This is a genomic window from Burkholderia sp. MSMB0856, from assembly GCF_001524645.2.
In the GTDB taxonomy this organism is placed as follows: Bacteria; Pseudomonadota; Gammaproteobacteria; order Burkholderiales; family Burkholderiaceae; genus Burkholderia; species Burkholderia diffusa.
In genome coordinates this window covers 2,352,004-2,374,778 of record NZ_CP013428.1, presented here as the reverse complement: position 1 = coordinate 2,374,778, position 22,775 = coordinate 2,352,004, and the positions used below count along the sequence as shown (strand labels likewise).

Here is a 22,775-nt window from a genome sequence, read left to right as displayed (position 1 = left end):
GAGGTTTTGTCGTATGTCAGGAAAACGAGCGCATTTGTCGAATCGTTTCCCGCCTGTGCCGGCGTGTGCGTCATCGCGCCGAAAGTCGCGCCGGGCAGGGCTTTGGCCGAAATCGCATCGGCAATACGTCATTTCAAAAACTGCAAAAGCGATTCACACGGCATGTCGATTCGTCTGCAAAAACGCGATCAGGTAGTTGAATGAAATAAAGAAATTCCGCTCAGGCAGCATTGGCGAATCGCGTGGATCGCACCCCGTCCGTCGGTGCCGAAAATATCAATTGCGGAATTGGCTATTCAAGCGCGTGGTCACGCGACATACGATGATTGCACCGCATCGACGACGACGATCGATGCGGAAACAACCATCTGGAGGCCATGATGCGATCCGTTGTTTCCCTTGCTGTCCTGTCCGGCGCGCTTGCTGTGCTGCCCGCCGCGAGCTTCGCGCAGTCCGTCGATACCGAGTGGCAGTCGAACGTCGCGCCGTTGAGCTGGTCGGCGGCGCGTGCCGAAACCGATGTGCAATTGAGGCAGATGACGCGCGCCGGCTATCGTGCGACGACAGCCGGCAACCAGAACTATCCGCTCGCGATGCAGCGTGCGCTCGAACGCGTGAGGTACCCGGTGCCTGACCGCTCGCGCGAGGAGAAGGCCGCGATGGAAGCGCGCGCGGCCAGCGCGGCGCAGAGCGGCCATCCGGTGAAGGCGTTCTTCGTGAAGACCGCGTACTACCTGAAGGGCGAGAACACGTTCTGATGCGGGAGCAGAGCATGGCATGCCTTGACCGACTCCCCGACGTGTTGCGCGCATCCGCGATCCGCCGGCTGCCCCAGACGTGCGCGACGCGGCGACGGGACGACGTGTACGGCGGCGCGCGACGCCGCGCGAACGGCGGTCGCGATGCACGGCGCGGTGCCCGCGCGTGCCGCACCGCGTGGCCGGCATTCGACGTGGACGATGTCGCGGCAAGCGAGGGCGGATCATGAAGGCCGCCCGAAAAGGCCGTCGCCACCCGCCGTTGACGCGCGAGTGGCTGCTGCCGCTGCCGCCCGCGCATGTGCGCGATATCTCGCTGAAATGCCACATGGCGCTCGTCGCGCTGCGCGGCGAGCACGGCAGCGAAACGTTGCTGATGCGGCTGCGCACGAGCGTCTATCTGGTGTTCCTCGCGCTCGACGATGCGGTATCCCCGGATGCGAACGTCGACCTGTGCGTCGACGCGGAGCGCGTGCTCGACGCGAGCATGGCGCGCGCCGCGCAAAGCGGCGCATGGGCGCTGCACGACGACGAGTGCGCGGCGCTCGAGCGTGTGCTCGCGGCGAACGACGCGTGCGTCGCGACGCTCACGCGGCACCGGCTCGCCGAGCTGTGGCGCCACGTGTGCGCGTTCGCGTCGAGCGAGCAGCCGGGGCTGGTCGCGCAGGCAGCGGCCCGGATGCGGGAAGCGGCCGTTCTGCATTGAGCGGTGGCAACGCGACCGACCCTTGGCTGCGTTTCATGCGCGTTCCGTTCCCCGGGGGCGACGCTCGCCGCCCAATGTCACGACAGGAGCCGAACGGGTTCGGTCGATGACCATCCATCCTCGCGTTCGCGGCGATCGTGCGTGTCGCCGCGAATGCATTCGTTTCAGTCAGGAGGCGCGATGGCGCTATACAGGATCGGTGGCTACTTCACGTGCGGAAGCGGCCGCGCATTCAACGAGAACCTGCCGCCGGGCAGCGAGACGCCGGTTGCGGGCATCTATCGATGCACCGTATGCGGCGACGAGATCGGCATCGCGAAGTCGCAGGCGCTGCCGTCCGACGACGCGCATCGTCACGATTTCGATCCGCCGTCCGATCCGCTGCTCGATCGCGGGCCGACCGCATGGCAGCTGATCGCGGCGGCGGAGTCGAGACACTAGCGTGCGGGCATTCGCATGCTCATGCGTGGCGACTGCACGCGGCGTTACGACGACGCCCATCAAAACAAAAGCGCCACGGAGCGAACTCCGTGGCGCTTCTTCGATGCGGGCCGACGCGGAGGCGCGAACCTCCGCGTGGCGATACGCGCTTAAGCCGCCGTTGCCGGCTTCGCCGGCTTCTGCAGCTTGCCCTTGCCGGCGCGCTGGATTTCCTCGAGCTTGATCTCGACGTGGCGCGAGAACACATACTCGGCCGGGCGCTGCTTCGCGATCGAGATGTCCGGCGCGAATGCGCCTTCCGTCTTGATACCCTTCCGGCTCACGGCAAACGCCTTCAGCGGATGCGCGATCGTGTCCATCACGGCGGTGGCTTCGAAGCCGCAGTGGACCATGCAGTCCGCGCACTTCTCGTAGTTGCCGACGCCGTAGTTGTCCCAGTTCGTGTCTTCCATCAGTTCCTTGAAGGTCTTCACGTAACCTTCGCCGACCAGATAGCACGGCTTCTGCCAGCCGAACACGGTACGCGCCGGGTTGCCCCACGGCGTGCACTTGTACGTCTGGTTGCCGGCCAGGAAGTCGAGGAACAGCGACGACTGGCTGAACGACCAGCGCTTGCCGCCTTCGCCGCGCTTCAGGATCTCGCGGAACAGGTTCTTCGTCTTGTCGCGGTTCAGGAAGTGCTGCTGATCCGGCGCGCGCTCGTACGCATAGCCCGGCGACACGGTGATGCCGTCGACGCCGATCGGCCCCAGCGTGTCGAAGAACTTCGCGACGCGCTCAGGGATCGCATCGTTGAACAGCGTGCAGTTGATGTTCACGCGGAAGCCGCGGCGCTTCGCTTCCTTGATGGCCGCGACCGCCTTGTCGTACACGCCTTCCTGCGACACGGAATGGTCGTGCATGTCCTTGTCGCCGTCGAGATGGACCGACCAGACGAAGTACGGATTCGGCTGGTAGTCGTCCATCTTCTTTTCCATCAGGAGCGCGTTCGTGCACAGGTACACGAATTTCTTGCGCTTCATGATGCCCTTGACGATCTCCGGCATCTCCTTGTGGAGCAGCGGCTCGCCGCCGGCGATCGACACGATGGGCGCGCCGCACTCGTCGACGGCTTCCAGGCATTCCTCGACGGACAGGCGCTGGTTCAGGATCGGGTCCGGATAGTCGATCTTGCCGCAGCCGTTACAGGCGAGGTTGCAGCGGAACAGCGGCTCGAGCATCAGCGCGAGCGGATAGCGTTTGTTGCCGGACAGGTGTTGGCGCATGATGTATGCGCCGACGCGGACTTGCTGGAGCAGCGGAATAGACAAGAGTTGTCCTCCTTAAACTTCGCGGGCGACAGCTTGCGTAAGCTTCGCCGGCAACTTGAATTCGACTTTTTCCTCACGGCCCGCCATCGTCGTGACATCGACGGGCCCCAGCGCGCGCAGCGCGCCGATCACATCCTCAACCATTTCCTCGGGTGCCGACGCGCCGGCGGTCAGGCCGACCGTCTGCACGCCCGCGAACCATTCGGGCTTCACTTCCGAGCCGTCGGCGACGAGATAGCTCGGTACACCGCTTTCGGTGCCGATCTCGCGCAGGCGGTTCGAGTTCGAGCTGTTCGTCGCACCGACGACCAGCAGCACGTCGACCTGGCCGCTCAGCTCGCGCACGGCGGCCTGGCGGTTCTGCGTCGCGTAGCAGATGTCGCGTGTGTCCGGGCCGACGATGTCGGTGAACCGGCGCTGCAGCGCCTCGATGATGCCGCGCGTGTCGTCGACCGACAGCGTCGTCTGCGTGACGTACGCGACCGGCGTGTCGACCGGCAGCGTCAGCGTATCGACTTCTGCCTCGCTCTGCACGAGGATCACCTCGGCCGGAATCTGGCCGATCGTGCCCTCGACTTCGGGATGGCCCGCATGGCCGATCAGGATCAGCCGGCGGCCCGCCGCGACGTACTGGCGGCCCTGCACGTGCACTTTCGTGACGAGCGGGCAGGTTGCGTCCAGCACGTCGAGCCCGCGCGTTTCGGCGTCGCGTTCGACCGTCTGGGCGACACCGTGCGCGCTGAAGATCGCCACGGCGCCATGCGGCACCTCGTCGAGCTCCTCAACGAATCGTGCCCCTTTATTACGCAGATTTTCGACGACATGCCGGTTATGCACGATCTCATGACGCACATAGACCGGCGCGCCGTGCTGTTGCAGCGCGCGATCGACGATCTCGATCGCACGGACAACCCCCGCACAAAAGCCGCGGGGCTGGGCAAGGATGACTCGCATAAGTGAGCGAACTCCGACGACAGACGCCGGGGTTCGAGGAGCTGGCACTGCTCGCTCGCCCCGGCTTGATGTTATGAAGGCAGGAAACGAACCGGCCAGGCCAGGCCCCGGAACCCCGAATTAATCGCGCATTTTAACCCTATCGCGCCGTCCTTGCTCTGGTGCCGTATCGGCCGTGTTGCATCCGCCGCAGAGCCGCGTCGGCGCTCGCGCGCGCGGAACCCGGTAAACTGCGCGGTTTCGCGGGCAACCTGTCTGGCTGCCCGGCGTCGCGCTCATTTCAAGGCCATTCGATGACCGTCGATTCTTACGCGTATTGCCCTGCCGCCGATGCGGCCGTGGGTGTTTTCACTCCGACCCTGATTATGATCGGACGATCCGGCGCCGCTCACGCCGGCATCCGGCAGGAGGCGTGCCGATGATGCTGGCGATTACCTTCCTGGTATCCGGCCTGTCGCTGCTGATCTGGATCGTGCTGCTCGTCGCGCGCGGCGGCTTCTGGCGCGCACGCCCCGCGCGGGCGCTGCCGCCCGAGGCACGCGGCGCCGCGGCCGAGGCCGGCTGGCCGGCCGTGGTCGCGGTCGTGCCGGCGCGCAACGAGGTCGACGTGATCGCCCGGGCGGCGACGTCGCTGCTCGAGCAGGATTATCCGGGCGACTTTCATCTGATCATCGTCGACGACCACAGCGACGACGGCACCGCCGATGCGGCCCGCGCGGCCGCGCTCGCGATCAACCGCGCCGACCGCCTGACGGTGCTGGCCGCGAAACCGCTGCCGGCCGGCTGGTCGGGCAAGGTGTGGGCGCAGTCGCAGGGCATCGCCGCGGTGCGCACGCTCGGGCTGCCGGCCGACTATCTGCTGTTGACCGATGCCGACATCGGCCATCCGCCGGACGCCGTCGCCCAGCTCGTCACGCGCGCGCAGGCCGAACAACGCGATCTGGTGTCGCTGATGGTGCGGCTGCGTTGCGATTCGTTCTGGGAAAAGGCGCTGATCCCGGCGTTCGTGTTCTTCTTCGCGAAGCTCTATCCGTTCTCGTGGATCAACAATCCGCGCAACCGGACGGCCGGCGCCGCGGGCGGCTGCATGCTGGTCAAGCGCAGCGCGCTCGAGGAGGCGGGCGGCATCGAATCGATCCGCGGCGCGCTGATCGACGACTGCAGTCTTGCCGCGCAGATCAAGCATCGCGGCAGCGGCCGGCATCCGATCCGGCTCGATCTGGCCGACCGCAGCGTGTCGCTGCGTCCGTACGACAGCTGGCGCGACATCTGGAACATGATCGCGCGCACCGCGTTCACGCAGCTCCACTATTCGCCGCTGCTGCTCGCCGGCACGCTGCTCGGAATGACGATCATCTACCTCGTGCCGCCCGTGGCCGCGCTCGCGTACGGCGCGCGCGCCTGGCCGGCGTGGCTCGCATGGGCGTCGATGTGCACCGCATATGCGCCGATGCTGCGCTACTACCGCCGCTCGCCGCTGTGGGCGCCGGCGCTGCCGCTCGTCGCGCTGTTCTACGTCGGTGCGACGTTCGCGTCCGCGTGGCGCTACTGGCGCGGCAAGGGCGGCCAGTGGAAGGCGCGCGTGCAGGCGCCAGTGGAGCGCTGACAGACGCCGGCGAATGCCGGTCGTTGCTCCGGGTTCCGGAAAGCAAAAAGCCCGATCGATTGTGAATCGATCGGGCTTTGTCATATGCGGCGGCGGCGCCGCACGTGCTTACCGCTGCGTCAGCATCATGTACATCTGGATCACGACGTCCGGCGAGAACGTGAACGGCACCCAGCCGTAGCCGGTGTGGCGCGCGACCAGCAGACGGTCGCCGTTGGACTGCTTCTGCACGGCCATCATCGGGTTCTTCGTCGTCACGAAGCGCCAGCCGGCCGGGATGCCCGGCGGCGGTTCCGGCTGCATCGACGCGCGCGCATGCGCGAGTTCCTCGATCAACTGGCCGAGCTGCTCCGGGTGCAGCGTGATCGACTGGCCGTTGACGGTCAGCGTCAGTTCGTTCTGCGACGGGCGGGCGACGTGCAGCGTCGGTTTGTCCGCGACGGCGTCCGCTGTTTCGGCAGCGGGGGCGACTTCGATTGCGGTGTCGGCGGCCGGCGCGACGACGGCGGTGCCGGCATCGGCGGGCGCTGCCGCGGCTTCGTCGGCGGTCACCGCCACGGCTGCGTGCGCCACCGGCTCGACCATGGATTCGACAACCGGTTCGACGACTTCGGCCGCGACGGCCGGCGCGGCTGCCACAGCCGCCGCGTTCGTTGCGGCGTCCTTCACGACGGCTTCGACCAGCGCTTCCGCGTCGGCGATCGCCTTCGCGTGACGCTCGGCGGCCGCTTCGGCCTGCGCGATCGCTTCGGTGTGGCGCTGCGCGACGGCCTCGGCCTCGGCAGTCGCCGCCGCGTGGCGTTGCGCGGCCGCGTCGGCTTGCGCGATCGCTTCGGTGTGACGCTGCGTGACGGCTTGGGCTTCGGCGGTTGCCTCGACGTGGCGCTGCGCGGCGGCTTCCGCTTCGGCGATCGCCTGCGTGTGACGCTGCGCGAGTGCCTCCGCCTCGGCGATCGCGGCCGCGTGACGCTGCGTCGCTGCCTCCGCCTCGGCGGTTGCTTCAGCATGGCGCTTCGCGGCGGCTTCGGCTTCCGTGGCGGCCGCTGCATGACGCTGCGCGGCTGCATCCGCTTCGGTCGCGGCGGCGTGATGACGCTGCGCGGCGGCCTCGGCTTCGGCGATCGCGGCCGCATGACGCTGCGACGCGGCTTCGGCATCCGCGTGACGCTGGGCGAGCGCTTCGGTCAGCGCGGTCGCCTCGGCGTGCCGCTGGACGGCGGCCTCGGCCTGGGCGGTGGCTTCGATGTGGCGTTGGGCGGCGGCTTCGGCCGCGGCGGTGGCGTCCGCGTGGCGCTGCTGCGCGGCTTCGGCGTCGGCGGCTGCGGCCGTGTGGCGCTGCGCGGCGGCCTGGGCTTCGGTCTCGGCGGCGGCGTGACGGGCGGCGGCGGCCTGGGCTTCAGCCGCGGCGGCGCGCGCGAACGCTTCCGCGCTGCGTGCCGCCTGTTGCGCGGCGTGGTGATCGTGGAGGAGCCGATCGACGCCCGCGTTGAGCGAATCGATCTGTTCGTTCAGGTTCATGCGTGTCTTCTCTGCGTAAGACCCGCGATTTTAACCGCTGCGCCGGTGCCGGTCCGTCAGCGACGTGTAACAAAGTGCGCAAAGCGGCGTGAAGCACGCCGCTTTGTGTTACTTCAGATAGCCCGCCGAGCCGAACCAGTCCAGCGCGTCGCGCAATCCTTCCCGATACGGACGCGCGCGGTAGCCGAGCTCGCGCTCGGCCTTCGCGGACGTGAAATACATCTTGTTCTTCGACATCCGCAAGCCGTCGACGGTCACGAACGGCTCCTTCTTCGTGAACTTCGCGACGGCCTCCGCACCGACCGCGAGCGGGTAGAGCGGCCAGCGCGGCAGCGCGATCGTCGGCGCCTTGCGGTTCGTCATCTGCGCGATGTCGGCCAGCATCTGCTGCAGCGGCAGGTTCTCGCCGCCGAGGATGTAGCGCTCGCCGATGCGGCCGCGCTCGAGCGCGAGGAAGTGGCCGTGCGCGACGTCGTCGACGTGCACGAGGTTCAGGCCGGTATCGACGAACGCGGGAATCTTGCCGAGCGCGGCTTCGACGATGATGCGGCCGGTCGGCGTCGGCTTCACGTCGCGCGGGCCGATCGGCGTCGACGGGTTGACGATCACGGCCGGCAGCCCTTCGTCGGCGATCATCCGCTCGACCGCGCGCTCGGCCAGCACCTTGCTGCGCTTGTACACGCCGATCGCCTGCTCGGCGGTCAGCGGCCGGTTCTCGTCGGACGGATCGCCGGCGCTCGTGACCTTCAGCGTCGCGACGCTGCTTGTGTAGACGATCCGCTCGACGCCCTCGGCACGCGCGGCGCGCATCGTCGCGACCGCGCCTTCGAGGTTCGCGCGCTCGATCTCGTCCGGATCCGGCGCCCACAGCCGGTAGTCGGCCGCCACGTGCAGCAGATAGCGCACGCCGCGCAGCGCGGCGCGCATCGACGTCTCGTCGCGCATGTCGCCGGTGACGATTTCAGCGTCGAGATCCGCGACGTTCGTGCGCGGGCTGGTCGGGCGCACCAGCACGCGCACCGCATAGCCTTTCTGCTGCGCGATGCGTGCGACGGCCGAGCCGACGAAACCGGACGCGCCGGTGACGAGAACGAGATCGCGGGAGGTATCAGTCATGCGTTTCCTTCAGGGCCGCGCGCGGGCGGCGCGGCGGTTGTGCGTCGGCGAGATTGTACGTGGTCGGCGCGCCCGGCGACGCGAGCGCCGCGCGGCGGCCGCAGCGGGCGTCGGCGGCCGCGAGCGGCCCGCTTGCCGGGCGCGTGTGCGAAGCCGCCGACGCGACTACAATGCCGGGCTTGAATGCTACGGGAGGGCGACGCGATGAGCCGCAATGAACTGGACGAACGGATCGAGACCTACTACGTGCGGGTGCGCGGCGTCGTGCAGGGCGTCGGCTTCCGTCACGCAACGGTGCGCGAGGCGCATGCGCTGAAGCTGCGCGGATGGGTCGCGAATCTCGAGGACGGCAGTGTCGAGGCGATGATCCAGGGCCCCGGCGCGCAGATCGACCGGATGCTCGCCTGGCTGCGGCACGGGCCGCCGTCCGCGCACGTGACCGAGGTGACGTTCGAGGAGCGTCAGGTCGAAAAGCGCTTCGAGCGCTTCCAGCAGCAGTAAGGCGAAAACAACATGACGGGGTATCCGGAGGCCGGTCGCGGCATCGCGCTGTCGGTGATGGCGTCGACGCTGTTCGCGCTGATGTCTGCCTACGCGAAACTGCTCGCGCCGCTCACCGGGCTCGACATCTTCGCGTGGCGCATCCTGTGGACCGCGCCGGGCGCGCTCGCGCTGATCGCGCTGCGCGGCCGCTGGCCGGCGCTCGTCGACCTCGTGCGGCGCGGCGTGCGCGACTGGCGCCTGCTGATCGCGCTGCCGGCGAGCGCGGCGCTGCTCGGCCTGCAGCTGTGGCTGTTCCTGTGGGCGCCGCTGCACGGGCGCATGCTCGAAGTGTCGCTCGGCTATTTCCTGCTGCCGCTGACGATGGTGCTCGTCGGCCGCTTCTACTATCACGAACGCCTCGATCCGCTGCAATGGGCGGCGGTCGCGTGCGCGGCGCTCGGCGTCGCGCACGAGGTGTGGGCGACGCGCGCGTTCGCGTGGCCGACGCTCGTCGTCGCGCTCGGCTATCCGCCGTATTTCGTGCTGCGTCGCCGGATCAACGCGGATTCGCTCGCCGCGTTCGCGCTCGAGATCGCGCTGCTGTGTCCGGTCGCGCTCGCGATGGTGTCGGCAAGCGCGACGCCGGTCGCCAGCCTTCCGCTGCTGTGGGCCGTGCTGCTGCCGGGGCTCGGCGTGCTCAGCACGCTCGCGCTCGCGAGCTACCTGAAGGCGAGCCGGATGCTGCCGATGGCGCTGTTCGGGATCCTCGGCTACGTCGAGCCGGTGCTGCTCGTCGCGGTGTCGCTGCTGCTGCTCGGCGAGACGCTGAGCGTCGCGCAGCTCGCGACGTACGGGCCGATCTGGGCCGCCGTCGCGCTGACCGCATGGCACAGCGCGATGCTGATGCGGCGCTTGCCGACGCGCGGCTGAGCGTCATCGCCCGGCGGCGCGACGGCGGCTGCGAACGTGCCGCGCATCGCGCGTGCGTTGCGTCGAATCTCGCGATGCCGGCGTCGAACTGGCAGCGCGCTGACGCCCGGCTGGCGGCCTTGCCAGCTTCGTATCGTCGACGTCACGCCTGTAATCGAACAGAAGATTCCGTTGCACTTTGTTACTTAGGGTATCCCCCGACCGGCCGCTAGACTGACCTGACCGTCTTCTCTTCGTATGCGGCTTTTCCATGAACGGTCATCTCCGTGCCGGGCCGGCCGGGTTGGCGCGATGCGAGCATACGCGCATCGCCGCCGATCGCGTTCGCCTTCTCTCTTTCGATTCTTCCACCGGTGCGTGCCGCGCCGTCGTCGCGCAGGTGCGGCCATGTCGTTGAGCATGCCGCCCGCCGTCTCGGTGCCGCCGGCGCGCGGCGGCCGCCTGATCGAAGTCGATTTCTTCCGCGGCATCGTGCTGCTGATGATCGTCGTCGATCACATCGGCGCGAGCATGCTGTCGCGCGTGACGCTCCACGCATTCGCGCTGTGCGACGCGGCCGAGGTGTTCGTGTTCCTCGGCGGCTTCGCGACCGCGAGCGCGTATGGCGCGATCGCCGACCGGCACGGCGCGCGCGCCGCGCAGCGGCGGTTCGTGCACCGCGCGATGCAGATCTATCGCGCGTTTCTCGCGACGTCGACGCTGATGCTCGTCGTGTCCGCCGTGCTCGACCATTACGGGATCGACGCGCCGAACCTCGCGCTCGACGACGTCAGCGTGATGCTCGCGTCGCCGCTCACGGGCGCGGCCGAGCTGCTCACGTTCCAGCGCCAGCCGTATCTCGCGTCGGTGCTGCCGATGTACGTGCTGTTCGCGCTCGCGTCGCCGGTGATCGTGCCGTTCGCGCGCCGCCATCCGTGGCTGCTCGTCGCGTCGAGCGCGGCGTCGTGGCTCGCGGCCGGCTGGCTCGGCCCCGAACTGCTGGACACCGATGGATTCCGCTGGAGCTTCAATCCGTTTGCGTGGCAGTTGATGTTCGTCGCCGGCGTGCTCGCGCGCTGCCAGCCGTTCTACCGGCACGTCGCGCTCGGGCGCTGGAGCGCCGCGGCGACCGGTGTCGCGTGCGCGGTCGTGCTCGGTTGCGCGAGCTACAAGCTGTTCTCGGGGCTACCGGTGCCGGAAGGCGTGCTCAAGCGCGATCTCGCGCTGCCGCGCATCGTGAGCTTCGCGGCGATCGCGTGGCTGATGGCCGATTGCGTGCGCCGCGGCTGGATCGCGCGCATCGCGCAGGCCGTTCAGCCCGTCGTCGCGGTCGGCCGGCGCGGCCTGATCTGCTTCGTCGCGGGCGCGGCGATCTCGCTCGTCATCGATTCGCTGCTGCATCCGGTCGCGAACGGCGCCGAGCTGCGGCATATCGGCGTGGGCTTCGCGGCCGACGCATGCGCGGTCGGGCTGATGATGGCCGTGGCGGGTTCGGGAACGTGGTTCGCGCGCTGGCGCGGCGCGGCCGCATGAGCGGCACGGAAGCATCGACAACGCCGAAGCACGGAGGCGGCACGCGGGGTGCCGCGCGGCGTCGGTGCGGTCAGTGAGGTGAGCCGATGCGGGAGCGGGGGACGGCGGTCGCGTCGTCGGATTCGGCGTCGTCGCGTTCGTCGGACTTCGGGTCGTCCTGCTCCGCGAGCACCGCGTCGGCTTCGGCCACGGCCCGGGCGGCGCGCAACGCGGTGCAGCGCTGCGCGTGCCGGATATCCGACAGTATCCTCAAGAGCCGAGTCGTTTTGCTTTTCATGATCTTCTCCCGCCAGTGCGCATCACGACGGAGCGGATGCGCCGTTGCAACCAGTGTAGGACGTGCTGGCCGCGCTGGCGGGAGAATGTGGCGTGCAGGCCTCACGCCGAGGGATAGTACTTACTGCGCGGAGGCCATCGCCTGCGCTTGAACGGCTTCTTCCTCGCGGCGCTCTTCCGCGCAGCGCTGATGCTGACGCGACAGGCGGTTCATCATCGGCAGCAGCAGAAGTGCGAGCAGCATGCCGATCGCGGCGAGCCAGCCGAGCTTCTCGAACAGCGACAGGTAGAGCGGCAGCGATTCGGTGGCCGGCAGGTCGTGCGACGGCATCTGCGCGAAGTTCGCCACGACGCTGCCCAGATACTGCGACACACCCGTCGCGACGAAATACGCGCCCATCATGAAGCCGCTCATGCGCGCCGGCACGTAGCGGGCGATCATCGCGAGGCCGAGACCGCTCACCAGCAGTTCGCCGAGCGAGTAGAGGCCGTAGCCCCACACCATGAACCACGACGACACGCGACCGTCCACTGCGTAGCGGCCGCTGATCGTGAACACCAGGTAGCCGGCCGCCACCGCGCCGAAGCCGAGTGCATACTTCGCCGCGACCGGCAGGTCACGGCCGCTCTTCGCGACCGCGTTGTAGACCCACACGAGCACCGGGCTCAGCATCATGATCCAGATCGGGTTCAGCGCCTGGAACTGCGCGGCGCTCCACGTGAACAGCGTCGTGCCGAACAGGATGAAGCGCGGATCGACGTTGCGCAGCGCGAACAGCGTCAGCGACGTCGACATCTGCACGTAGAAGATGAAGAACAGGATCACCTGGCCGATCAGCACGAGCGCCGCGATCAGCCCCGCGCGCTCCGAGCGTTCCGACTTCGCGATCATGTACGCGAAGATCGCGAGGATCGCGAATGCGGCCGTCCACACGCTCGCGACCGCGAGCTGCTTGTGCTGCAGCACGTACAGCGTGATCAGCGCGAGCGCGACGCCGCCTGCCGCCACGCCGCCGAGGCGCTTCCAGCGGATCGGTTCGTCGTCGGGCTGCGAGCCGATGTGCGCGAGCGTGCGGTGCATCAGCATGAAGTTCAGGATCGCGAGCAGCATGCCGGCGCAGCAGACCGCGAACGCGGTGTGCCAGCCCCAGTGATCCTTGATCCACGGCGTCGCGAGCATCGACACGGTCGAGCCGATGTTGACCGCCATGTAGTAGATCGTGAACGCGCTGTCGATGCGCGCATCGTCGCCTTCGTAGATGCGGCGCACGAGGTTCGCCGCGTTGGCCTTGAACAGGCCGTTGCCGACGACGATCACGCCGAGCGACGCATACATGTATGCCAGCGCGTCGTTCGGCACCGCCAGCATCAGGTAGCCGGCGCACAGCACGGCCGCGCCGATGATCATCGTGCGACGGGCGCCGAGCACCTTGTCGCCGATCCAGCCGCCGATCGACGGCGACGCGTAGACGAGCGCGGTGAACGCGCCCCAGGTCAGGTTCGCATGGCTGTCGGTGAAACCGAGCCGGTCGACCATGAAGAGGACCAGGAGCGCGGCCATGCCGTAGTAGCCGAAGCGCTCCCACATTTCGATAAGGAAGACCGTCGTAAACGATCGGGTCTGTGAAACAGGTGCGTGCATCATCAATCTCGTTTGAAACGGACGGCGCGGATCGCGCGTCGCCTTGGGGGTCGAACTGGCGCCGGAGCACTGTGGCCGGGTAGGCTTTGCGTCGGCGATGGAGCAGTCGGGCGGTTAGCCCGGGCCGGGGTCGGACGCCGCCAGGCAAGGCGGTGCAAGGCCCCGACCGGCGCGCGAATGGTAACGTTTGCCGGTCCGGTGCGTCAGGTCCGCGCCACTCAGGGAAACTCCCGATATGGCAGCAGCTTTCAGGAACATTTGTCTCATCATTTATTTGTAAGCTTCGCGCCCGTTCTCCGCAAATTCCCGGAGAGCCGCTTGCAGCTTGCCTGTGAAGCGGGCGAGTCTGGCAAGATAGCGCGTCGTTTCGCTCGCTTCGTGCCCTGTTTAGTGCACCGGGCTCAACACCGAAGACGTGTGCGAAACCGAAGACTAAGCCAAATCGATCTAACTTAGTTACTTTCCATCAAACATTTTTTGACGACCACATTTCGGCCTGCTATGGTTCCCCCCACTGAAAACTCGCAGTCGGCAGACGCTGCCGCAGCACTGGGCAGCAAGATCCGCGCGTTGCGCCAACGACTCAAGCGCACGCTCGACGACACCGCTACCGCCGCGGGGATTTCGAAGCCGTTTCTGTCTCAAGTCGAACGCGGGCTCGCGTCGCCGTCGCTGACGTCGCTGGCCGGTATCGCACAGGCGCTCGGCGTGACGGTGCAGTACTTCGTGGATACGCCGAGCGAGGAACGCTCGGTCTGCAGAGGCGATCAGTTGCGCTTCTTCGGATTCGCCGATTCGGCGAACCTGTTCGCGAGGCTGACCAACGTGACCGAAGGGCGTCAGCTCGAGGCGATCCTCGTGCGGATGCCGCCGGGGCAGAAGCGGTCTGAAGTGACGACACATGCAGGAGAGGAGTTCCTGTATGTGATTGAAGGGGAAGTGTCGCTGACGCTGGAAGGCAAGACGTTCGTCCTGCAGGCCGGCGACAGTTCGCACTATCAGTCGACGGTCCCGCACAGCTGGGTCAACACCGCGAAGATCGAGTCGGTGGTGGTCTGGGTCGGTACACCGCGGCTGTTCTAACGCACAGGTATTCCTTCGTTTCCGAGACGGAATGCCTGTCGAAAGAAACGTAAGGAATACTAAGATGCAATACGAGAATCACGGGCCTCCTCAATCGCTGAACCCGTCAGCGTCTCACGCGTAACCGCGGCATTCGCCGCGCATCGCTCACCGAACAACCTTCTCAAGACCGCCACGATGAAATCCTTGCATGCCATGTCGGCCGTGCTGGCCGCGCTCGCCCTGACGACGCCCGCCGCTCACGCCGTGACCGTTCCGTCGAACGTCGCGCTCGCTCCTCAACAGGACCTGACGCGCCAGGTGCCCGCCGAAGTCGAATCGCTCGACCCGGCGCACATCGAGTCGTGGACCGGCAACACGATCGGCCTCGACCTGTTCGAAGGGCTCGCCCGCATCGATGCAGCCGGCCAGGTCGTGCCGGGCGTCGCGCAGTCGTGGGAGCGCAAGTCGCCGCAGACGTGGATCTTCAAGCTGCGCCACGATGCGAAGTGGAGCAACGGCCAGCCGGTGACGGCCGCCGATTTCGTCTATTCGTGGCAGCGCCTCGTCGATCCGAAGACGGGCTCGAAGTACACGATCCTCGTCGAGTTCGTGAAGAACTCGAAGGACATCATCGCCGGCAAGGCCGCGCCGACGACGCTCGGCGTGCGCGCGGTCGACCCGTACACGCTGGAAGTGACGACCGACGTGCCCGTCGCGTTCTTCCCCGAACTGACCGCGATGGTGCCGCTCGCGCCGGTGAACAAGGACACCGTCGCGAAGTTCGGCGACGCATGGACGCGACCGGGCAACATCGTCAGCAACGGTGCGTACCAGCTCGTCGACTGGCAGCCGAACAACCGCATCGTGATCTCGAAGGACGCGAAGTACTGGAACGCGCCGAAGGTCGTGATCAACAAGGTCACGTACCTGCCGATCGAAAGCGACGAAACGGCGATGCGCATGTACCAGGCCGGCCAGATCGACTACAGCTACTCGATCCCGTCGGGCATCTTCCAGCAGGTCAGCAAGCAGTTCGGTGGCGAACTGCGCCCGGGCCTGCAGCTCGCGACCTATTACTACTACCTGAACAACAGCGACGCGGCGCTCAAGGACAAGCGCGTGCGCCAGGCGCTGTCGATGGTGATCGATCGCGACGTGCTGACGTCGAAGCTCACGCAGGCCGGTGAGAAGCCGATGTACGGCCTGATGCCGAACGGCACGAAGGGCGTGCAGCCGTTCACGCCGGAATGGGCGTCGTGGCCGATGGCCAAGCGTATCTCGACCGCGAAGGACCTGCTGAAGCAGGCCGGTTACTCCGACGCGAAGCCGCTGTCGTTCACGCTCACGTACAACACCAACGACCTGCACAAGAAGGTCGCGCTGTTCACCGCATCGGAATGGCGCACGAAGCTCGGCATCAACACGAAGCTCGAGAACGTCGAGTTCAAGGTGCTGATGAAGGAACGGCATGACGGCAAGGTGCAGATCGCGCGTGACGGCTGGTTCGCCGACTACAACGACGCGATGACCTTCTTCGACCTGATCCGCTGCGGCAGCTCGCAGAACACTGTCGGCTACTGCAACAAGCAGGTCGACACGTTCGTCGACGACGGCAACCAGAAGCTCGACGACAAGGCGCGCGCCGCGCTGCTCACGCAGGCGCACGACACGGCGATGAACGACACGCCGATGGTGCCGCTGTTCCAGTACTCGGCGGACCGTCTCGTGAAGCCCTACGTGGGCGGCTACTCGCTGAAGAACGTGATCGACATGCGTGCTTCGCAGGACATGTACCTGATCAAGCACTGAGCGGAGCGATCATGCTGGCCTACGCATTGAGACGCACGTTGTGGGCGGTGCCGACGATTCTCGCCGTCATCACCGTCTGCTACCTGCTGCTGCACTTCACGCCCGGCGGTCCGTTCGATACGGAGAAGCAGCTGTCCGCGGCGACGCTCGCGAACCTGAACGCGAAGTACCACCTCGACGAGCCGCTGTGGAAGCAGTATCTGCTGTATCTCGGTTCGCTGCTGCAAGGCGATCTCGGCCCGTCGTTCCGTTACGTCGACTGGTCGGTGAACGATCTCGTGAAGAAGGCGCTGCCCGTGAGTCTCGGCGTGGGCGGTGTGTCGATCCCGATCTCGATCGTGTTCGGCGTGCTGCTGGGTACCGTCGCGGCCGTGCGCCGCGACAGCCTGATCGATCGCTTCGTGATGCTGATCGGCAACTTCGGCAACGTCGTGCCGCCGTTCGTGCTCGGCCCGGTGCTGGTGTGGATCTTCGCGATCCTGCTCAAGACGTCGGCCGGCAACGGCTGGCTGCCGGCCGGCGGATGGGGTGACGGCGGCTGGCAGTATCGGCTGCTGCCGATCGTGCTGCTGACCTTCATCAACGTGTCGCTCCTCGCACGCGTGATGCGCGGCTCGATGATCGAGACGCTGTCGAGCAACTACATTCGCACCGCGCGCGCGAAGGGCCTGCCGGGCTCGACGATCGTGCTGCGCCACGCGCTCAAGCCCGCGCTGATGCCGGTCGTGTCGCTGTTCGGCACGGTCTGCATCACGTCGATCACGGCGGCCGTCGTCACCGAATCGGTGTTCGCGCTGCCGGGGCTCGGGCAGCTCGTCGTGAACGGCGCGATCAACCGCGACTACACGCTGGTGCTCGGCCTCGTCGTGCTGACGACCGTCTGTGCGGTGCTGTTCAACCTGCTGGTCGACCTCGCGTACGCATGGCTCGATCCGCGCATCCGTTATTGAGCGAGGCACTGCGATGACTCCGACTACTCCCGTCGTCAGTCTGCCCGTGCAGACCGACTCGCCGCCGCGTTCGCGCTCGCCGCTCGCGCTCGCGTTCGCGCGCTTCCTTCACAACCGCGCGGCCGTGTTCAGCCTCGTGCTGCTCGCGCTCATCACGCTCGCGTGTTTCGTCGGCCCGTGGCTGCTCGCGGCCGATCCCGCCGCGAGCGACTGGGGCGCGATCAGCCTGCCGCCGACGCTCGCGAACCAGCACTGGTTCGGCACCGACGAACTCGGCCGCGACCTGCTCGTGCGCACGCTGATCGGCGGCCGCGTGTCGATCGAGGTCGGCCTGCTCGGCACGCTGGTGTCCGGCCTGTTCGGCGTCGCGTGGGGCGCGACCGCCGGCTTCGCGGGCGGCCGCGTCGACTCCGCGATGATGCGCGTCGTCGACATGATGTACGCGATCCCGTATCTGTTGATCGCAATCCTGATGATGACCCTGTTCGGCCGCTCGTTCATGCTGGTCGTGCTGACGATCAGCGCGTTCTCGTGGATCGACATGGCGCGCGTCGTGCGCGGCCAGACGCTGTCGCTGCGCAATCGCGAGTTCGTCGACGCGGCGCGCGCGATCGGCGTGTCGCCGGCATCGATCGTGGTGCGCCACGTCGTGCCGAACCTGCTCGGCGTGGTCGTCGTGTACGCGACGGTGTCGGTGCCGAACATCGTGCTGACCGAATCGGTGCTGTCGTTCCTCGGCCTCGGCGTGCAGGAGCCGATGACGAGCTGGGGCGTGCTGATCCAGGACGGCGCGCAGAAACTGGAATCGATGCCGTGGCTGCTGCTGGCGCCGGCCGTCATGCTGTGCGTGACGCTCTATTGCGTGAACTTCGTTGGCGACGGCCTGCGTGACGCGCTCGACCCGAAGGATCGCTGAAATGGCTGCACTGCTGGAAGTTGAAAACCTCGGCGTGCGCTTCTCGCGCAAGGACGCGCCGCCGATCGACGCCGTGAGCGGCGTGTCGTTCTCGCTCGAAGCCGGCAAGACGCTCGGCATCGTCGGCGAGTCGGGCTCGGGCAAGAGTCAGACCGTGATGGCGCTGCTCGGCCTGCTGGCCGGAAACGGCACGACGACGGGCGTCGCGCGCTATCGCGGCGACAACCTGCTCGAGATGGATACGCGCGCGCTGAACGCGGTGCGCGGCGACCGGATCGCGATGATCTTCCAGGATCCGATGACGTCGCTCAATCCGTTCCTGACGATCGAGCGGCAGATGACCGAGACGCTGCAACTGCATCGCAAGCTGTCGCGCAAGGAAGCGATCAAGCGCGCGATCGAGGCGCTCGAGTCGGTGCGCATTCCCGACGCGGCGCGCCGCATCCGCATGTATCCGCACGAATTCTCCGGCGGCATGCGCCAGCGCGTGATGATCGCGATGGCGCTTCTGTCCGAGCCGGAAATCCTGATCGCAGACGAGCCGACCACCGCGCTCGACGTGACCGTGCAGGCGCAGATCATCGATCTGCTGCGCGAGCTGAACCGCGAGCGCGGCACCGCGATCGTGCTGATCACGCACGACATGGGCGTGGTGGCAGGCCTCGCGGACGACGTGATGGTCATGTATGCGGGCCGCACCGTCGAATACGCGCCGGCCGAATCGATCTTCGCGGCGCCGTCGCATCCGTACACGATCGGTCTGCTCAACGCCCTGCCGCGCCTGACCGACGCCGACGATGCGCCGCTCGTCGCGATTCCCGGCAATCCGCCGATGCCCGGCACCGCGCCGGCCGGCTGCGCGTTCGCGAAACGCTGCACGTATGCGGAGGAGCGCTGCGGTGCCGCGCGCCCCGCGCTCGAAACCTATGGCGCCGCGGGCGCGGTGCGCGCGTGCCACCGGCCGCTGGCCGATCTGACGGGAGGTCTGCGATGAGCGTCGATGAACGCCGCAATGCCGGCGCGACGGGCGACACGCTGCTGTCCGTCGATGATCTGAAGGTGCATTTCCGCGTGCCGCTCGGCGGCTATCCGTGGTCGCCGAAGGGCACGCTGCGCGCGGTCGACGGCGTGTCGTTCGACGTGAAGCGCGGCGAGACGGTCGGGCTCGTCGGCGAGTCGGGCTGCGGGAAGTCGACGCTCGCGCGTGCGCTGATCGGCCTCGTGCCGATGACGGCAGGTACGGTGCGCTGGCGCGGCGAAGCCGTCGCGCCCGATCACCTTCGCGGCACCGCGATGCGCCGCGAAGTGCAGATGATCTTCCAGGATCCGCTCGCGTCGCTCGATCCGCGCATGACGATCGAACAGATCGTCGCGGAGCCGCTCGTCACGCACCACGCCGGCCTCGGCCGCGCCGAAGTGCGGCGCCGCGTGGTCACGATGCTCGAGCGGGTCGGCCTGAACGCGCATCACCTGCTGCGCTACCCGCACGAATTTTCGGGCGGACAGTGTCAGCGTGTCGGCATCGCGCGTGCGCTGATCGGCGAGCCGAAGCTCGTGATCTGCGACGAGCCCGTCTCGGCACTCGACGTGTCGATCCAGGCGCAGATCGTGAACCTGCTGCGCGATCTGCAACGCGAACTGTCGTTGTCCTATCTGTTCGTCGCGCACGACCTGGCGGTGGTGAAAGCCATCAGCCAGCGCGTGCTCGTGATGTATCTCGGCCGCGTGATGGAGTTCGGCACGCGGCATGACGTGTACGGCGTGCCGCAACACCCGTACACGAAGGCGCTGCTCGACGCGGCGCCGACGCCGGAGCCGGCGCGCGAGCGTGCTCGCCGTCCGATGCTGCTGGCGGGCGAGATGCCGTCGCCGCTCAACCCGCCGTCCGGCTGCGCGTTTCGCACGCGCTGCCCGGTCGCGATCGACGCGTGCGCGCAGGACGTGCCGCTGCCGGAAGTGCGGCACGGCTCGGCGGCGCGTGTCGCGTGCATCCGGGCGGGCGTGGCGGCGTGAAGTGACGCAGCAAACATAACCAGGCAGGTCAACAGGGGTAGGGTGCGGCGCGAATGATCTTCGCGTCGCGGGTAAAGGCGCGTCCTTAACCGGGCTCGCCGGGGGGCTGGAAGCGGATCGCAACCGGCGTGGACGACATCAACACAAGACGAGAATGACGATGAAAAAGCAAAAGACGATCGGGACGGCATCGAAGATGCTGCTTGCATGGGGCTTGCCTGCGCTTGCCGGCGTATCGCTGAGCGGCGTCGCGCACGCCGACGACGCGGCCCCCGCACCGCTGACGGTCGCGCAGGCCGCGCCGTCCGCCGGCGCGACGGTTGCGCAGGCAACGACCCCGAACGCCATTATCAACGCCGAGGCGAACCAGGCCGTCACGCCGCCCGATGAGCCTTCGGCGCAGTCGAAATCGAACGGCTTCATCGCCGACAGCCACCTGAACTTCCTGTTCCGCAACTATGCGGACACGCTCGACAACAAGGGCGGACCGCATCGTCACGCGTGGGTCCAGGGTGCGATGGCGAACTTCGAGTCCGGCTATACGACCGGCCTGATCGGCATCGGCTTCGACGCGTCGCTGTATGCGGCGTTGAAGCTCGACGGCGGCGCCGGCGCCGGCAGCATGGTGCACATCGCGAAGGGCGGCGGCGGTTCGAACCAGCTTGCGTGGGCCTATCCGGGCATCTACGACGTGAAGGCACGCATCTCGAACACGGTGGTCAAGTACGGTCTGCAGGCCGTCGACAACCCGTTCATGGAGCAGCACGACAACCGCGCGCTGCCGCCGACGTTCCTCGGCGCGACGATCGTCAGCAACGAGTTCAAGAACGTGATGCTCGAGGCCGGCAGCTTCACGAAGACCGACGCGCGCGGCCACACGACGCTCACCAATCTCACGACCCAGTATGGCGGCACGCGCATCAATCGCCTGACCTACGTCGGCGGCACGTGGGACTACTCGCCGGACGGCGAAGTCGCGCTGTACGCAAACCAGGCCGATGACGTGTGGCACCAGTACTACGCGTCGGTGAAGCACAGCATCGGCGATACGAAGTCGATCAAGTGGACCGGCTTCGGTAACGTTTACTCGACGCACGACACGGGCGATGCGCTGCAGGGCAAGATCAACAACAACGCGTACAGCCTGTCGCTGGCCGCGCAACACGGCCCGCACGAACTGTTGCTCGGTTATCAGCAGGTGCTCGGCGACCAGTTCTTCGACTACCTGAACGAAACAAACGGCATCTTCCTGACCAACTCGATGGACGTCGACTACAACGCGCCGCACGAAAAGTCGCTGCAGCTGCGTTACACGTTCTACGGCAAGGAAGCGGGCCTGCCGGGCTTCAAGGCGATGGTGTGGGGTGTGACGGGCTGGGGCGCGGATGCGAGCGCGGGCGCGGCGGCGGATCCGAGCAAGTCGAGCATCTACTGGAGCAACGGTGCACCGGTGCAGGGCCGTCACCACGAGTTCGGCTTCATCCCGTCGTACACGTTCCAGAGCGGCAAGCTGAAGGACACGAAGGTCACGTTCATCGCGATGTGGCACAACGGTTCCGCGCACTACTCGGACGCGACCAACAAGGAATACCGCCTGGTCGTGAACGTGCCGCTTCACGCGTTCTGATCGAAGGGGGGGGCGCCACGCCCCCTTCGGCATTTCTCGTCTCGCGCGGCCGGCCTGCGGTCAGTTCGATCAGGCCGGCTTGTGCAACCCCGCCACCGGATCGTTCGCGGCGGGGATGTCTTCCACCAGCGACGTGAGCTGGCGGCCCGTGTCGCGCCAGGCGTCGAGGCCGCCGCGCAGCGGCAGCGCATCGGTGAAGCCCGCGTCGAGCAGGCGCTTGGCCATCAGCGCGGCCGTCACTTCGTTCGGGCACGAGCAATACACGACGAACTTCTGCGAGAACGGGTAGCGCGCGACGATGTCCTCGATGTGCCGCTCGTCCGCGAACTGCGCGCCCGGAATCGTGAACGGGTCGAGCTTGCGGTGCTCGGGCGAACGCACGTCGAGCACCACCGGCGCGGCCGCGTCGCGCAGCAGCAGATCGAGTTCGTCGACGCCGATCCGCGCGCTCGCGAGCTGGCGGATCAGCGCACGGCGGCGCATCCAGCGCACGGCCGCATAGACGGCCAGCAGCGCGACGATCACCAGCAGCACCGCGCGGCCGAGCCGGCTCGCGCCGGCGAACAGCCAGTCGATCTGCCGGTAGAACACGAGCCCCGCGACGAGCCCGACGGTCGTCCACAGCGCGGCGCCGAGCGCATCGTAGCCGGCGAACGTGCGATAGCGCGTGCCGAGCGCGCCGGCCATCGGCACCGACACGAGCGACAGCCCCGGAATGAAGCGGGCGACCGCGAGCACGCGCACGCCGTAGCGGCCGAAGAAGCGTTCGGTTTTCCTCACGCAGGTATCGCGCGACAGCGACAGCCGGCAGATCGTCTTCAGCGTCGTGCCGCCGTAGCGCCGCCCGGCGACGTACCACACGGTGTCGCCGATCAGCGCGCCGAGGACCGACAGCGCCAGCACCGTCAGGAGCTGCGAGCCGATCATCGCCGGATGCATCGCGGCCATCGCGCCGAACAGCACGAGCGTCGGCATCGCCGGCACGGGCAGGCCGATGGCCGCCGCCAGGACGTTGGCGAAGACGAGAAGCGGCCCGTATTGGGCGACGAGGTCACGGAGCATGACGGCTGGCCGAAAAGGGAGCGCGTGAGGACGGTACGCGAATGGGCCGATTATCGGCCATTTTCAAGCGGACGGAGGGGA

At 67.3% G+C, this 22,775-nt stretch carries 21 protein-coding genes; 14 read left to right on the top strand and 7 right to left on the bottom strand.

The genetic code is table 11. The features are described from left to right. Nucleotides 1–380 precede the first annotated feature (380 nt). The 3 genes from WS87_RS28265 (at nucleotide 381) to WS87_RS28250 (ending at nucleotide 1,905) form a co-directional block, all read left to right on the top strand. Nucleotides 381–758: a hypothetical protein gene (locus tag WS87_RS28265; RefSeq protein WP_059815274.1), complete on the top strand. Its 378-nt coding sequence runs from the start codon at nucleotides 381–383 to the stop codon at nucleotides 756–758. A 226-nt stretch (nucleotides 759–984) separates the two neighbouring features. Then, complete coding sequence (locus WS87_RS28255; protein ID WP_059815215.1) at nucleotides 985–1,464, top strand: hypothetical protein; 480 nt, start codon at nucleotides 985–987, stop codon at nucleotides 1,462–1,464. Between the two features lie 180 nt (nucleotides 1,465–1,644). Continuing rightward, the gene (locus WS87_RS28250; protein ID WP_059815212.1) at nucleotides 1,645–1,905 is read left to right on the top strand and encodes a hypothetical protein; all 261 of its coding nucleotides are present in this window, start codon (nucleotides 1,645–1,647) and stop codon (nucleotides 1,903–1,905) included. A 149-nt stretch (nucleotides 1,906–2,054) separates the two neighbouring features. Here the strand turns inward: WS87_RS28250 and hpnH are convergent, their stop codons facing one another. After that, entirely contained in the window at nucleotides 2,055–3,215 is a 1,161-nt protein-coding gene (gene hpnH, locus WS87_RS28245; RefSeq protein WP_059528840.1) for an adenosyl-hopene transferase HpnH, read from the bottom strand. A 12-nt stretch (nucleotides 3,216–3,227) separates the two neighbouring features. Then, the gene (gene ispH / locus WS87_RS28240) at nucleotides 3,228–4,169 is read right to left on the bottom strand and encodes a 4-hydroxy-3-methylbut-2-enyl diphosphate reductase (RefSeq protein WP_011659818.1); all 942 of its coding nucleotides are present in this window, start codon (nucleotides 4,167–4,169) and stop codon (nucleotides 3,228–3,230) included. 418 nt (nucleotides 4,170–4,587) lie between these two features. Between ispH and WS87_RS28230 the strand changes: the two genes are divergently transcribed. Further along, complete coding sequence (locus WS87_RS28230; RefSeq protein WP_059815209.1) at nucleotides 4,588–5,775, top strand: glycosyltransferase; 1,188 nt, start codon at nucleotides 4,588–4,590, stop codon at nucleotides 5,773–5,775. A gap of 108 nt (nucleotides 5,776–5,883) precedes the next feature. Here WS87_RS28230 and WS87_RS28225 read toward each other — a convergent pair whose 3' ends face one another. Both WS87_RS28225 and hpnA read right to left on the bottom strand, forming a co-directional pair. Then, a complete protein-coding gene (locus tag WS87_RS28225) occupies nucleotides 5,884–7,293 on the bottom strand; it encodes a hypothetical protein (protein WP_059815206.1) in 1,410 nt (469 codons plus the stop codon). A 108-nt stretch (nucleotides 7,294–7,401) separates the two neighbouring features. Then, on the bottom strand, nucleotides 7,402–8,409 hold the full coding sequence (hpnA, locus tag WS87_RS28220; protein ID WP_059528829.1) for a hopanoid-associated sugar epimerase: 1,008 nt from the start codon (nucleotides 8,407–8,409) through the stop codon (nucleotides 7,402–7,404). Between the two features lie 204 nt (nucleotides 8,410–8,613). On the opposite strand from hpnA, the gene WS87_RS28210 reads away from it, so the two are divergent. The 3 genes from WS87_RS28210 (at nucleotide 8,614) to WS87_RS28200 (ending at nucleotide 11,334) form a co-directional block, all read left to right on the top strand. After that, nucleotides 8,614–8,910, top strand: coding sequence for an acylphosphatase (locus WS87_RS28210; protein ID WP_059528826.1), 297 nt, complete (start codon nucleotides 8,614–8,616; stop codon nucleotides 8,908–8,910). Nucleotides 8,911–8,922: 12 nt separating this feature from the next. Continuing rightward, the gene (gene rarD / locus WS87_RS28205; protein WP_059815203.1) at nucleotides 8,923–9,822 is read left to right on the top strand and encodes an EamA family transporter RarD; all 900 of its coding nucleotides are present in this window, start codon (nucleotides 8,923–8,925) and stop codon (nucleotides 9,820–9,822) included. Between the two features lie 387 nt (nucleotides 9,823–10,209). After that, nucleotides 10,210–11,334, top strand: coding sequence for an OpgC domain-containing protein (locus WS87_RS28200; RefSeq protein ID WP_059815200.1), 1,125 nt, complete (start codon nucleotides 10,210–10,212; stop codon nucleotides 11,332–11,334). Between the two features lie 70 nt (nucleotides 11,335–11,404). Here WS87_RS28200 and WS87_RS28195 read toward each other — a convergent pair whose 3' ends face one another. Then, nucleotides 11,405–11,611 carry a hypothetical protein gene (locus WS87_RS28195; RefSeq protein ID WP_059815196.1) on the bottom strand — a complete coding sequence of 69 codons (207 nt, stop codon included), beginning with the start codon at nucleotides 11,609–11,611 and terminating at the stop codon, nucleotides 11,405–11,407. 120 nt (nucleotides 11,612–11,731) lie between these two features. After that, nucleotides 11,732–13,255, bottom strand: coding sequence for a peptide MFS transporter (locus WS87_RS28190; protein ID WP_059815193.1), 1,524 nt, complete (start codon nucleotides 13,253–13,255; stop codon nucleotides 11,732–11,734). 498 nt (nucleotides 13,256–13,753) lie between these two features. Here WS87_RS28190 and WS87_RS28180 point away from each other — a divergent pair, with 498 nt between their 5' ends. From WS87_RS28180 to WS87_RS28150, 7 genes are all read left to right on the top strand, one after another. Next, complete coding sequence (locus WS87_RS28180; RefSeq protein WP_059448921.1) at nucleotides 13,754–14,335, top strand: cupin domain-containing protein; 582 nt, start codon at nucleotides 13,754–13,756, stop codon at nucleotides 14,333–14,335. Between the two features lie 177 nt (nucleotides 14,336–14,512). Next, nucleotides 14,513–16,126: a peptide ABC transporter substrate-binding protein gene (locus tag WS87_RS28175; protein WP_059815190.1), complete on the top strand. Its 1,614-nt coding sequence runs from the start codon at nucleotides 14,513–14,515 to the stop codon at nucleotides 16,124–16,126. A gap of 11 nt (nucleotides 16,127–16,137) precedes the next feature. Next, nucleotides 16,138–17,076, top strand: coding sequence for an ABC transporter permease subunit (locus tag WS87_RS28170; RefSeq protein ID WP_059528807.1), 939 nt, complete (start codon nucleotides 16,138–16,140; stop codon nucleotides 17,074–17,076). A gap of 13 nt (nucleotides 17,077–17,089) precedes the next feature. Continuing rightward, a complete protein-coding gene (locus tag WS87_RS28165) occupies nucleotides 17,090–17,992 on the top strand; it encodes an ABC transporter permease (RefSeq protein ID WP_059528804.1) in 903 nt (300 codons plus the stop codon). Nucleotide 17,993: 1 nt separating this feature from the next. Further along, complete coding sequence (locus WS87_RS28160; protein WP_059815187.1) at nucleotides 17,994–18,986, top strand: ABC transporter ATP-binding protein; 993 nt, start codon at nucleotides 17,994–17,996, stop codon at nucleotides 18,984–18,986. Further along, complete coding sequence (locus WS87_RS28155) at nucleotides 18,983–20,005, top strand: ABC transporter ATP-binding protein (RefSeq protein WP_059815183.1); 1,023 nt, start codon at nucleotides 18,983–18,985, stop codon at nucleotides 20,003–20,005. Before WS87_RS28160 ends, WS87_RS28155 begins: the two co-directional genes overlap by 4 nt. A gap of 160 nt (nucleotides 20,006–20,165) precedes the next feature. Beyond that, complete coding sequence (locus WS87_RS28150; RefSeq protein WP_059529116.1) at nucleotides 20,166–21,632, top strand: OprD family porin; 1,467 nt, start codon at nucleotides 20,166–20,168, stop codon at nucleotides 21,630–21,632. A gap of 69 nt (nucleotides 21,633–21,701) precedes the next feature. Here the strand turns inward: WS87_RS28150 and WS87_RS28145 are convergent, their stop codons facing one another. Further along, nucleotides 21,702–22,694, bottom strand: a complete 993-nt coding sequence (locus WS87_RS28145) for a DedA family protein/thiosulfate sulfurtransferase GlpE (RefSeq protein ID WP_059528794.1) — start codon at nucleotides 22,692–22,694, stop codon at nucleotides 21,702–21,704. Between the last annotated feature and the right edge of the window lie 81 nt (nucleotides 22,695–22,775).

Bases quoted from the DNA above. Each gene is read 5' to 3' on its own strand.
- WS87_RS28200 (WP_059815200.1), top strand. From the start codon at position 10,210: ATGTCGTTGAGCATGCCGCCCGCCGTCTCGGTGCCGCCGGCGCGCGGC.
- WS87_RS28265 (WP_059815274.1), top strand. From the start codon at position 381: ATGCGATCCGTTGTTTCCCTTGCTGTCCTGTCCGGCGCGCTTGCTGTG.
- WS87_RS28255 (WP_059815215.1), top strand. From the start codon at position 985: ATGAAGGCCGCCCGAAAAGGCCGTCGCCACCCGCCGTTGACGCGCGAG.
- WS87_RS28160 (WP_059815187.1), top strand. From the start codon at position 17,994: ATGGCTGCACTGCTGGAAGTTGAAAACCTCGGCGTGCGCTTCTCGCGC.
- WS87_RS28170 (WP_059528807.1), top strand. From the start codon at position 16,138: ATGCTGGCCTACGCATTGAGACGCACGTTGTGGGCGGTGCCGACGATT.
- WS87_RS28195 (WP_059815196.1), bottom strand. From the start codon at position 11,611: ATGAAAAGCAAAACGACTCGGCTCTTGAGGATACTGTCGGATATCCGG.
- WS87_RS28190 (WP_059815193.1), bottom strand. From the start codon at position 13,255: ATGATGCACGCACCTGTTTCACAGACCCGATCGTTTACGACGGTCTTC.
- WS87_RS28155 (WP_059815183.1), top strand. From the start codon at position 18,983: ATGAGCGTCGATGAACGCCGCAATGCCGGCGCGACGGGCGACACGCTG.
- WS87_RS28180 (WP_059448921.1), top strand. From the start codon at position 13,754: ATGGTTCCCCCCACTGAAAACTCGCAGTCGGCAGACGCTGCCGCAGCA.
- ispH (WP_011659818.1), bottom strand. From the start codon at position 4,169: ATGCGAGTCATCCTTGCCCAGCCCCGCGGCTTTTGTGCGGGGGTTGTC.
- WS87_RS28150 (WP_059529116.1), top strand. From the start codon at position 20,166: ATGAAAAAGCAAAAGACGATCGGGACGGCATCGAAGATGCTGCTTGCA.
- WS87_RS28175 (WP_059815190.1), top strand. From the start codon at position 14,513: ATGAAATCCTTGCATGCCATGTCGGCCGTGCTGGCCGCGCTCGCCCTG.
- WS87_RS28145 (WP_059528794.1), bottom strand. From the start codon at position 22,694: ATGCTCCGTGACCTCGTCGCCCAATACGGGCCGCTTCTCGTCTTCGCC.
- WS87_RS28250 (WP_059815212.1), top strand. From the start codon at position 1,645: ATGGCGCTATACAGGATCGGTGGCTACTTCACGTGCGGAAGCGGCCGC.
- WS87_RS28230 (WP_059815209.1), top strand. From the start codon at position 4,588: ATGATGCTGGCGATTACCTTCCTGGTATCCGGCCTGTCGCTGCTGATC.
- WS87_RS28210 (WP_059528826.1), top strand. From the start codon at position 8,614: ATGAGCCGCAATGAACTGGACGAACGGATCGAGACCTACTACGTGCGG.
- rarD (WP_059815203.1), top strand. From the start codon at position 8,923: ATGACGGGGTATCCGGAGGCCGGTCGCGGCATCGCGCTGTCGGTGATG.
- hpnA (WP_059528829.1), bottom strand. From the start codon at position 8,409: ATGACTGATACCTCCCGCGATCTCGTTCTCGTCACCGGCGCGTCCGGT.
- WS87_RS28225 (WP_059815206.1), bottom strand. From the start codon at position 7,293: ATGAACCTGAACGAACAGATCGATTCGCTCAACGCGGGCGTCGATCGG.
- WS87_RS28165 (WP_059528804.1), top strand. From the start codon at position 17,090: ATGACTCCGACTACTCCCGTCGTCAGTCTGCCCGTGCAGACCGACTCG.